Here is an 11,688-nt window from a genome sequence, read left to right as displayed (position 1 = left end):
TATAAATATTGACAATTATTAATTAGTTTTGAAAATTTTATTAACTTTTCATAGAGAAATTCATAGAGTTACTTATTTCTTCTTTAATACTTTTGCAATTTTTAGCACGTGTTCAATACTTTTTTTCGTTTCATGAAAATCTAAAGTGGCCGCCGGATTTCTGGCGATAATAACATAATCCATATCTTGTCTTATTTCATTTTTTAATTCTAAAAATACTTGTCGAATATAACGTTTAATTTGAACCCTTGTGACAGCTTTCCCTACTTTTTTACCGACAGATAAACCGATACGAAATTCTGTTTGATCCTCATTCGGTAAACAATAAACAACGAATTGACGATTCGCAAAGGACTTTCCCTTTTTAAATACTTTTTGAAAGTCTTCATTTTTTTTAATTCGTTGGCGTTTTTTCATTTCTTCACCTACTAACACATGATTACTTTCTCTTATTCTTTATTAAAATGAAGAAAAAAAAAGCCACTGAATAGGCTCAGTGGACTTATGCTGATAATACTTTTCTTCCTTTACGACGACGAGCAGCTAATACTTTACGTCCGTTTTTCGTGCTCATACGTGCGCGGAATCCGTGTACTTTACTATGTTTACGTTTTTTTGGTTGATATGTGCGTTTCATTATATATTACACCTCCAAATGAAAGTTTAAAGTTCTATCCTACATACAGACCATAACATTATATATTTAAAAGAATTAGCTTGTCAATCAAATATTTGACATGCTGCTTTTATCGATTTCTTAACTAAATATAAATATCCACAACGGACAGTCATTTTTATAAACATCCGTTGTGGATATTTTTTTATTTATAAATTTTATCCACAACACTTATTGACAAGTTTTTCACAAATTCTATCCTTGTGGATAATCTTATAGTGAATAAATTTTAACTGTGTGGATAAGTTTCACCAGCTATTGAAATGACAATCTTTTTTTGTTACGATAAATGTGTTTTCTTTTGTGGACATTTAATTTGGGAAATATTTTATCCACAGATGTTAATAACTTGTGGACAAACTTTAACACAGCTTTGGGATAATAGTTATCCACATGCTGTGATTATGTGTTTAATAGGTTTTCTATTATCATATATAAATCTAGTTTATTTATTTGAAATGGAAAATATACATGAAAAGGAGTTAAAAGCTTGGAACATTTAGAAGAATTATGGATGAATGTCCTGGCTCAAGTTGAACAAAAAATTTCAAAACCAAGCTTTGAGACGTGGCTTAAATCGACGAAATTACTTTCTTATAAAGGAACCAATGTAACTATTGCCGCCCCTAACTCATTTACTCGTGATTGGCTTGAAAATCATTATCTTCATCTAATCGCGGGTATTTTATCTGAACTTACAGGTAAAGACTTGCTAATTAAATTTGTTGTTCAAAAGGATCAGGACGATTATGACAGCCTAGATTTACCTGCTCCGGTAATACAGGCAAATAATAACGATGATCATTCTGAAATGACACCAGGAATGCTCAATCCAAAATATACATTTGATACATTTGTTATCGGCTCGGGGAATCGATTTGCCCATGCAGCATCTTTAGCCGTTGCAGAAGCACCTGCAAAGGCCTATAACCCGTTCTTTATCTATGGGGGAGTAGGATTAGGTAAAACCCATTTAATGCATGCCATCGGTCATTATGTACTTGAACATAACCCAAATGCAAAGGTCGTTTATTTATCATCAGAGAAATTTACAAATGAATTTATTAACTCAATTCGAGATAACAAAGCTGTAGATTTCCGTAACAAATATCGTAATGTCGATGTTTTATTAATTGATGACATTCAATTTTTAGCTGGGAAAGAATCCACTCAAGAAGAGTTTTTCCACACATTTAATACTTTGCATACAGAGTCAAAACAAATTGTTATTTCTAGTGATCGACCACCTAAAGAAATTCCAACCTTAGAAGATCGTCTTCGTTCCCGTTTTGAATGGGGACTTATAACGGATATTACACCACCAGATTTAGAAACACGTATTGCGATTCTTCGTAAAAAGGCGAAAGCAGACGGGTTAGATATACCAAATGAAGTGATGCATTATATAGCAAATCAAATCGATACAAATATTCGTGAGCTGGAAGGTGCACTCATTCGAGTAGTTGCTTATTCTTCTTTAGTCAATAAAGATATTTCAACAGAGCTTGCAGCAGAAGCATTGAAAGATATTATTCCAAACTCAAAGCCACGTATGATTTCTATTTTAGATATCCAAACTGCTGTTGGTGAGCACTTCCATATCAAATTAGAAGATTTTTCAGCAAAACGACGGACAAAATCGATTGCCTTTCCAAGACAGGTTGCTATGTATTTATCTCGTGAGTTAACTGATTTTTCTTTACCGAAAATAGGAGAAGAATTTGGAGGTCGGGATCATACTACCGTCATTCATGCTCATGAAAAAATTGCCTCTTTATTAAAAGAGGATCAACAACTTCAGCAAGATATTAAACAAATTCGTAGTATGTTAGGGAAATAATATTGTGGATAACATAGTGAATTTCTCACAACTTTATTCACACTTTATCAACATGTGGATAATTTGATTTCATGCGTGTTTGAATGAGTTATACACAAATCCACAGGGCCTATTACTATATCTATTAATATCTTTAAAAAATAATATAATTAATTAAGAGAGGGTCTAATGATGAAATTTGATATAATGCGAGATCATTTACTAGATGGATTAAATGATGTAATGAAAGCCGTAAGTTCCAAAACAACAATTCCGATTTTAACGGGGATTAAATTGGACGTAACGAACGAAGGTTTAACATTAACAGGTAGTGATGCAGATATAACAATCCAAACATTTATTCCTATTGAGGAAAACGGAGATCAATTAATCAATGTAACTGAAACAGGATCTATTGTATTACAAGCAAGAATGTTTAATGAGATTGTCCGTAAATTGCCAACAAATGATGTTGAAATTGAAGTTTCAAATGGTTTACAAACACATATCCGTTCTGGTAAATCTGAATTTCACCTTATTGGATCAGATGCTTCAGAGTACCCATTATTACCTGAAGTTTCTACTGACAGACAATTTTCAATACCAGCCGACTTATTAAAATCAATTATTCGTGAAACTGTTTTCGCAGTAGCTGCATCTGAAAGTCGTCCTGTATTAACAGGGGTTAATTGGCAAATCCATGGTGACGAATTAATTTGTATCGCAACAGATAGTCACCGTTTAGCAAGAAGAAAAACGACATTAGAACATTTACCAACAGATGTAAGTTCTGTCGTTATACCAGGAAAAAGTTTAAATGAGTTAAATAAAATTTTAGGGGATTCAACAAATCCTGTTCAAATCGTTATTACAAATCAACAAGTTTTATTTAAAACAGAAAATGTATTATTCTTCTCTCGTCTTTTAGAAGGGAATTATCCAGAAACATCTCGTTTAATTCCTGAAGAATTTAAAACAAACATTACAATAAACGGAAAATCACTATTACAAGCAATTGATCGTGCTTCTTTATTAGCTCGTGAAGATCGTAATAATGTTGTTCGTTTCGAAACATTTGATGGAAATATCGTCGAAATTTCATCAAACTCTCCTGAAATCGGAAAAGTAGAAGAACAAATTCCTGTGGAAACATTAGAAGGGGAAAACTTAAAAATTTCCTTCAGTGCAAAATATATGATGGAAGCATTAAAAGCAATTGATGGCCAAGATGTAGTCATTCAATTTACAGGTGCAATGAGACCATTTACATTACGATCTATACATGATGATGCAATTTTACAATTGATCTTACCGGTAAGAACTTATTAATCAAACATTATGGATAATAGAGATAGTCATTCGTGGCTATCTTTTTTATTTCTTTTGGTTACAAAAACTTCCTGACAACGCCCTTATCCTACTTTCCTTGGATTTTTTCCTTAATTTTAGGTATGATATAAGGATAGATGTACGTAATCGGAGGATGAATTTAATTTGGATGAAATTATAATTGATACAGAATTTATAACCCTTGGTCAAGCTTTAAAAGTCACAGATGCTATTAGTTCTGGTGGCATGTCTAAATGGTTCCTACAAGAAAATGATGTCTATGTTAACGGTGAAATTGACAAACGGCGTGGCCGTAAACTACGTCATGGTGATGTAATTAATATCCCTGGTTGTGGTAGATTCGTTATCGTCAATAAGAACGGAGAAAATTAAATGTTCATCGAGCATTTACAGCTTACCAATTATCGTAACTATGAATCATTAACATTAGATTTTTCACCTAAAATTAATGTGTTTATTGGAGAGAATGCGCAAGGTAAAACAAACGTGATGGAATCTATTTATGTTTTAGCTATGGCAAAATCCCATCGAACAAGTAATGATAAAGAATTAATCCGTTGGCAAGCAGACTATGGTAAAATAGATGGTGTTGTCCAAAATCGTTACGGTAGTTTTCCAATGGAATTATCTGTTACGAAAAAAGGTAAAAAGGGCAAAATAAACCATTTAGAACAAACGAAGTTAAGTAATTATATTGGTCAAATGAACGTGGTGATGTTTGCTCCAGAAGATTTAAATGTCGTCAAAGGTAGTCCTCAAGTAAGAAGGAGATTTATCGACATGGAAATAGGACAAATATCACCAGTATATTTACATGAGTTACTTACATTCCAAAAATTACTAAAACAGCGCAATCATTTGCTAAAAATCAATCAAGGTAAACAGCAAATCGATGACGTTTTATTTGCTATTTATACTGAGCAATATATTCAGTCAGCTGTCCAAATTATTCGTAAAAGACTGCAATTTATACAACTTTTACAAGATTGGGCTGAAAAAATTCATTCTGGTATCTCAAGGGGTCTAGAAAAGTTAACGATCCAATATCGAGCAACTTCTGGACTAAATCCAGAGTGGAATGATGAAGAAATGGCTACATACTTGGAAAAGAAGTTAGCAGAAGTGAGAAAGCGAGAACTTGAAAGAGGCATTACATTAGTTGGTCCCCATCGAGATGATTTACAATTTCTGGTAAATGATTATGATGTTCAAACTTATGGATCTCAAGGTCAACAACGCACAACGGCGTTATCTTTGAAACTAGCTGAAATCGAGTTAATAAAGCAAGAAACGAAAGAAGCACCTATTTTACTTTTAGATGACGTATTGTCTGAATTAGATGATTATCGCCAATCGCATTTATTAAACACCATTCAAGGTGAAGTGCAAACGTTTGTCACGACAACAAGTGTTGATGGGATTCATCATGAAACAATACAACATGCGAAAATGTTTCACGTGAAACAAGGTGTAGTAGAAACTCAATAAATAAACCTATCAATATAATTTTTTATACTAAGCGAATTGTACTGTAACCTAAGAATGGCAGTTTGAAAATTCGCTGAAGTTTTCATATAGAAAGTTTTAGAAATTTTAATAAAGCTTTTTAATTTTGACACATACTGAAGTAATGAAAGAGTAGGTGAACATGGTGGCTTTAGAAGAGAAACAAGTTCAACAAGCTTATGATGCGGATCAAATTCAAGTGTTAGAAGGATTAGAAGCTGTTCGTAAGCGTCCAGGGATGTATATTGGCTCCACAAGCTCTAAAGGGCTTCACCATTTAGTTTGGGAAATCGTGGATAATAGTATTGACGAAGCATTAGCAGGTTTTTGTACGGAAATTACAGTTGCAATTGAAAAAGACAACTGGATTCGTGTAGAAGATAATGGTCGTGGTATTCCAGTCAATATTCAAGAAAAGATGGGAATGCCAGCAGTTGAAGTTATTATGACGGTCCTACATGCTGGTGGTAAATTCGGCGGTGGCGGATATAAAGTATCAGGTGGACTTCACGGTGTTGGTGCATCTGTAGTGAATGCTTTATCCGTTGCAACAGAAGTATATGTAAAACGTGATGGTCATATTCATTCCATTAAATTTGAACGTGGTAAAACAGTTCAACCAGTACAAATAATTGGTGAAACAGAAGAAACAGGTACAACAACTCGTTTTAAAGCGGATCCTGAAATTTTCAAGGAAACAACTGTTTACGAATACGATATTTTAGCAACTCGAATACGAGAACTTGCTTATTTAAATCGTGGTATTCGTATTACTATTGTGGATGAGCGAGAAGAAGAACAGCGTATAAACACATATCACTTTGAAGGTGGTATTCGTGAGTATGTAGAGCATTTAAATAAAACAAAAGAACCGATTCATGACCCAATTGATATTATGGGTGAAAAAGATGGTATTTCGGTTGAAATTGCAATGCAGTATAATGCTGGATTCTCTTCGAACATTTATTCATTTGCTAACAATATTAATACTTATGAGGGCGGTACCCATGAATCCGGTTTTAAAACAGCCCTTACACGAGTAATTAATGACTATGCTCGTAAAGGTAACTTATTAAAAGATACTGAAGGAAATTTAACTGGTGAGGATGTAAGGGAAGGATTGACGGCAATTATATCTGTCAAACACCCAGATCCACAATTTGAAGGACAAACAAAAACGAAATTAGGAAATTCAGAAGTAAGTTCAATTACAAACTCTTTATTTTCTGATGGTTTTGAACGTTTCATGTTAGAAAATCCTTCTGTTGCGCGAAAAATCGTTGAAAAAGGGTTAATGGCTGCCCGTGCCCGTGTTGCAGCGAAAAAGGCACGTGAGTTTACACGTCGTAAATCTGCATTAGAAGTATCAAGCCTTCCAGGTAAACTTGCAGATTGTTCTTCGACAAATCCTGCCGAGTCAGAAATTTATATTGTAGAAGGAGATTCTGCAGGCGGTTCTGCTAAATCAGGCCGCGATCGCTATTTCCAAGCTATCCTACCATTGCGCGGTAAAATTTTAAATGTTGAAAAGGCAAACATTAATCGAATTTTGTCGAATGCTGAAATTCGTGCGATGATTACAGCTTTCGGTACCGGTATTGGAGAAGAATTTGATTTAGAAAAAGCACGTTATCATAAAATTGTTATTATGACAGATGCCGATGTTGATGGTGCTCACATCCGGATTCTTTTATTAACATTCTTCTTCCGCTTCATGCGCCCGCTTATTGAAGCTGGTTATGTATATGCAGCTCAACCACCTTTGTATCAAGTAAAACAAGGTAAACATGTTGAGTATTGTTATTCAGACGAAGAATTACAAGCGATTTTAGAACGTTTACCAAGCATGCCGAAACCAGTCGTCCAACGTTATAAAGGTCTAGGTGAAATGAATGCAGAACAACTTTGGGATACAACGATGGATCCAGAGCATCGTACCCTTCTTCAAGTCGAATTAGATGATGCGATGAAAGCAGATCAAATTTTCCAAGAATTAATGGGGGATGAAGTCGAACCTCGTCGGAAATTCATTGAAGATAATGCGGTATATGTACAAAACTTAGACATTTAACTTGGTTCTGAAGGGAGGTCTTTCATATGTCTGAAAATCAACATGAAGGTGTAAAAGGAATAAAAATTAGTGAAGAAGTACAAACATCGTTTTTAAACTATGCAATGAGTGTTATCGTATCACGGGCATTACCAGATGTACGTGATGGTTTAAAACCGGTACACCGTCGTATTTTATATGGAATGCATGAGTTAGGAAATACTTCAGATAAACCATATAAAAAATCAGCTCGTATTGTTGGGGACGTAATGGGGAAATACCATCCCCATGGTGACTCATCTATTTACGATGCTATGGTACGTATGGCACAAGATTTTAGTTATCGTTATATGTTAGTAGATGGTCATGGTAACTTTGGTTCTGTGGATGGCGACGGAGCTGCGGCAATGCGTTATACAGAATCTCGTATGTCTAAAATAACGATGGAAATGTTGCGAGATATTAATAAAGATACGATTGATTATCAAGCGAACTATGATGGAAACGAAAAAGAGCCTATCGTATTACCAGCTCGTATTCCAAATCTTTTATTAAACGGTGCTTCTGGTATCGCGGTAGGGATGGCGACAAACATTCCACCCCATCAATTAGGGGAAACAATCGATGCGGTTATCGCTTTATCTGAAAATCCAGCAATTACAACGGAAGAGTTAATGGAAATTATCCCTGGTCCTGATTTCCCAACAGGTGGTTTAATACTGGGACGAAGTGGTATCCGCCGAGCATATGAAACTGGTCGGGGTTCCATTACTGTCCGTGCGAAAGCAGAAATCGAAACGAAATCGAATGGTAAAGAAACAATTATCGTTCATGAAATTCCGTATCAAGTTAATAAAGCAAGATTAATTGAGAAGATTGCTGAATTAGTACGGGATAAAAAGATTGATGGCATTACAAACTTACGCGATGAATCGGATCGTCGTGGTATGCGTATCGTTATTGAAGTCCGTAAAGATGCAAATGCTAACGTTATTCTAAATAATTTATATAAACAAACTGCTATGCAGTCTAACTTTGGCGTTAACATGCTAGCACTAGTTAATGGTCAACCGAAAGTTTTAAGTTTGAAAGAAGTACTGTTCCACTACTTAGAACATCAAAAGGTAGTAATTACTCGCCGTACGCAATTTGAGTTAAGAAAAGCTGAAGATCGTGCACATATTTTAGAAGGTTTAAGAATCGCCCTTGATCATATTGATGAAATTATTAGTATTATCCGTTCTTCCCGATCTGGGGATGAAGCTAGACCAGTGTTAATGGAGCGTTTTAGTTTAACGGAACGCCAAGCGCAAGCGATTTTAGATATGCGTTTAGTACGTTTAAGTGGTTTAGAACGGGAAAAAATTGAAAATGAATATCAAGAACTTCAAGTATTAATTGCCGAGTTAAAAGCAATTTTAGCTGATGAAAGTAAAGTAATCGAAATCATTCGAACAGAATTAATAGAAATTAAAGAACGTTATAATGATAAACGCCGTACGGAAATTACTGCTGGTGGCCTTGAAATGATCGAAGACGAGGATTTAATTCCTCGGGAAGATTCTGTTATTACTTTGACGCATAACGGTTACATAAAGCGACTTGCTTCTAATACGTACCGAAGTCAAAAACGTGGTGGCCGTGGTGTTCAAGGAATGGGTACCCATGAAGATGATTTCGTTGAACATTTATTGTTCACTTCTACTCATGATACGATATTATTCTTTACTTCAAAAGGGAAAGTATACCGTGCAAAAGGATATGAAATCCCTGAGTTCGGTCGAACAGCTAAAGGTTTACCAATCATAAATCTGTTGCCTTTAGAAAAAGAAGAAAAAGTAACAGCGATGATTCATGTCGATGAATTCAAAGAAGATGCATACTTTATTTTTACGACTAAAACAGGTATTACAAAACGTACGCAACTTTCTCAATTTGCTAATATTCGTACAAGTGGATTAATCGCGATTCATTTACATGATGATGATGATTTGATCTCAGTTCGGTTAACCGACGGAACGAAAGATGTTATAATCGGAACCCATGATGGTATGTTAATTCGTTTTAAAGAAGAAGAAATTCGTTCAATGGGACGTACCGCATCGGGCGTACGTGGTATTAAACTTCGAGAAGGCGATTATGTAGTAGGAATGGAAATTGTTGAGCCAGGCCAAGAAATTTTAGTTGTTACTGAAAAGGGTTATGGAAAACGAACTCCAGAAACTGAATATCGTCTACAAAGTCGCGGTGGTGTAGGTCTTAAAACAATCCAAATTACAGATAAAAATGGTCCGATGTGTGCTGTGAAAACGGTAGATGGATCAGAAGATATCATGTTAATTACGATTAACGGTATTTTAATTCGAATGGATGTAAATGATATTTCAATCATTGGTCGAAGCACTCAAGGTGTTCGTTTAATTCGTCTAAGCGAGGATGAGCTAGTCGCAACAGTTGCTCGTGTAAAGAAAGATGAAGAAGCCGAAGAGGATTTGGCAGATGAAAAAAATACAACGACTGAAACTAATAATACCCCAGTAATCGAATCTACTGAAACTGATTCTGAAACTGAATAAGAGAAAAAAATAAAACTGATTCAAAGGTTCCTAGGAACTTTTGAATCAGTTTTTTTCATTTCCAAAGATAAAATACCTAAAAAGGGTACTAGATTTTATAATTTTCCTATTTTTAAAATGGAAAAGCGGTATTTATAATGTAATAAATAGTCTTTTTATGCTATTCTGGATGCACGCTTTTATAGAATATCCATGTTTTGATAGATTATTAAGGGATATTTATAAAATTCTTCTTCGAAATATAGTATAATATCTCTATATATACACCGATTTCCCTATTTCTTTAGATTCATATACAACAATTTTAAACAAATAAAGGAGGTTTTTAGGTTGGGGGCTACATATGTAAATACAAATGAACTTCTCATAGGGCAAGTAATAGCGGAAGATATCTTTGCTAATACACAATTCCCGATTATTTTAAAAAACACAATGATTACGCAAGAGCATTTACACATTTTAACTGCCTTTCAAATTACTAATATACCAGTCCTAGTTGATAATAATGTAAAAAAATCTATTGAAACAAATGAGAATAGCAAGTTGGATATACCGACCGTTAAAATTTCGTTTGAAACTAAATTTCAACAAGCAGTAAATAATTTTAAAAAGTTATTCGTTGGGTGGGAAGCTGGTTCGAAAATCGATATAACAAAGGTAAGAGAGATTATTTTACCGTTAGTAGAAGAATTTTTAGAAGATCGTTCAATTTTATTTAATTTAAATCATTTTTCAAATGCTAAAGAGTATTTATATAACCATTGTATCTCGACCGGATTAATAGCTGCTTTAATTACGCATAAACTTGGTTATAATCAGGGGTATGTATTCCAAATGGCCATTGCAGGATCTTTAGCAGATAGTGGGATGGCCAAAGTTCCTTACCGGATAAGAGAAAAAAGAGGGTCTTTAAATGAAACGGAGTTTTCTGAAATCCGTAAACACCCCCTTTATAGTTTTCAAATGGTAAAAAGTTTACCGGCTATAAAAGAAGAGATGAAGTTAGCGATTTACCAACATCATGAACGTTTAGATGGTAGTGGGTATGTAGATGGTGTGAAATTAGGGAAGATTTCTTTATTTTCACAAACGATTGCTATCGCTGATACATTTCATGCTATGACAAGTGATCGAGTTTATTGTCCAAAAGAGTCCCCATTTAAAGTAATTGAAATGATAAAGGAATATGAATTTGGTAAGTTTGATATTAAAGTAGTTCATGCGCTTACGGATTTAGTAGCTAGTCTCCCAATAGGCACCCAAGTTGAGGTATCCAATCTAGGGTTCGGGGAAATTATCTTTATTAACCATCTTTCACCGACACGTCCATTAATAAAATTACAAAATACCGGTGAAATAATTGATTTATCCAAGCAAAGAAATTTATATATTTCTCAAGTGATGTTTAATTAGAGGAGAGAATATCTCCTCTTTTTTTTTATGAGACGAAACTAAGACTGTAAATGGGTACTGCTATGACTTTTTACTAGCTTAGGTAAAAGATTTAAATATAATTAAATTTTTTCGAGGAAAGTGTTGACTTCGTATTAAAACCTTGTTATTATAAGTAAGTCGCCAAGAGGTGACGCATTAAATGAACCTTGAAAACTGAACAACAAAACGTTAATGAATACAGTTTCAACTTAATTGTTGAAACAAAATTTTGGACATCATTATGATGCCAGCAAAAATTTGAGCTTTATCAAATTTT

General features: G+C 34.3%; 9 protein-coding genes. 7 read left to right on the top strand and 2 right to left on the bottom strand.

Features of this window, described 5'->3' with window-relative positions; translation table 11 throughout:
• Positions 1-72: 72 nt before the first annotated feature.
• Together rnpA and rpmH are read right to left on the bottom strand one after the other, a co-directional pair.
• A complete protein-coding gene (gene rnpA, locus H9636_RS08470) occupies positions 73-417 on the bottom strand; it encodes a ribonuclease P protein component (RefSeq protein ID WP_191707190.1) in 345 nt (114 codons plus the stop codon).
• 85 nt (positions 418-502) lie between these two features.
• On the bottom strand, positions 503-637 hold the full coding sequence (gene rpmH / locus H9636_RS08465) for a 50S ribosomal protein L34 (protein ID WP_004233310.1): 135 nt from the start codon (positions 635-637) through the stop codon (positions 503-505).
• A 529-nt stretch (positions 638-1,166) separates the two neighbouring features.
• Here rpmH and dnaA point away from each other — a divergent pair.
• The 7 genes from dnaA (at position 1,167) to H9636_RS08430 (ending at position 11,390) form a co-directional block, all read left to right on the top strand.
• Positions 1,167-2,516, top strand: a complete 1,350-nt coding sequence (gene dnaA / locus H9636_RS08460) for a chromosomal replication initiator protein DnaA (RefSeq protein WP_191707189.1) — start codon at positions 1,167-1,169, stop codon at positions 2,514-2,516.
• Between the two features lie 171 nt (positions 2,517-2,687).
• Positions 2,688-3,824 carry a DNA polymerase III subunit beta gene (dnaN, locus tag H9636_RS08455; RefSeq protein WP_191707188.1) on the top strand — a complete coding sequence of 379 codons (1,137 nt, stop codon included), beginning with the start codon at positions 2,688-2,690 and terminating at the stop codon, positions 3,822-3,824.
• A gap of 165 nt (positions 3,825-3,989) precedes the next feature.
• Positions 3,990-4,217, top strand: coding sequence for a S4 domain-containing protein YaaA (yaaA, locus tag H9636_RS08450; RefSeq protein WP_191707187.1), 228 nt, complete (start codon positions 3,990-3,992; stop codon positions 4,215-4,217).
• Positions 4,218-5,333 (top strand): DNA replication/repair protein RecF, encoded by a 1,116-nt coding sequence (gene recF / locus H9636_RS08445; RefSeq protein WP_191707186.1) that lies wholly within the window; start codon positions 4,218-4,220, stop codon positions 5,331-5,333.
• A gap of 160 nt (positions 5,334-5,493) precedes the next feature.
• On the top strand, positions 5,494-7,422 hold the full coding sequence (gene gyrB, locus H9636_RS08440; RefSeq protein ID WP_191707185.1) for a DNA topoisomerase (ATP-hydrolyzing) subunit B: 1,929 nt from the start codon (positions 5,494-5,496) through the stop codon (positions 7,420-7,422).
• Between the two features lie 26 nt (positions 7,423-7,448).
• Positions 7,449-9,977, top strand: a complete 2,529-nt coding sequence (gyrA, locus tag H9636_RS08435; RefSeq protein WP_191707184.1) for a DNA gyrase subunit A — start codon at positions 7,449-7,451, stop codon at positions 9,975-9,977.
• A 330-nt stretch (positions 9,978-10,307) separates the two neighbouring features.
• Positions 10,308-11,390, top strand: a complete 1,083-nt coding sequence (locus H9636_RS08430) for an HD-GYP domain-containing protein (RefSeq protein ID WP_191707183.1) — start codon at positions 10,308-10,310, stop codon at positions 11,388-11,390.
• Positions 11,391-11,688 lie beyond the last annotated feature (298 nt).

This window comes from Ureibacillus galli (assembly GCF_014836845.1).
Classification (GTDB): domain Bacteria; phylum Bacillota; class Bacilli; order Bacillales_A; family Planococcaceae; genus Ureibacillus; species Ureibacillus galli.
This window is presented reverse-complemented; position numbering and strand designations above follow the sequence as displayed.

Bases quoted from the DNA above. Each gene is read 5' to 3' on its own strand.
- gyrB (WP_191707185.1), top strand. From the start codon at position 5,494: ATGGTGGCTTTAGAAGAGAAACAAGTTCAACAAGCTTATGATGCGGAT.
- rpmH (WP_004233310.1), bottom strand. From the start codon at position 637: ATGAAACGCACATATCAACCAAAAAAACGTAAACATAGTAAAGTACAC.
- dnaN (WP_191707188.1), top strand. From the start codon at position 2,688: ATGAAATTTGATATAATGCGAGATCATTTACTAGATGGATTAAATGAT.
- rnpA (WP_191707190.1), bottom strand. From the start codon at position 417: ATGAAAAAACGCCAACGAATTAAAAAAAATGAAGACTTTCAAAAAGTA.
- gyrA (WP_191707184.1), top strand. From the start codon at position 7,449: ATGTCTGAAAATCAACATGAAGGTGTAAAAGGAATAAAAATTAGTGAA.
- recF (WP_191707186.1), top strand. From the start codon at position 4,218: ATGTTCATCGAGCATTTACAGCTTACCAATTATCGTAACTATGAATCA.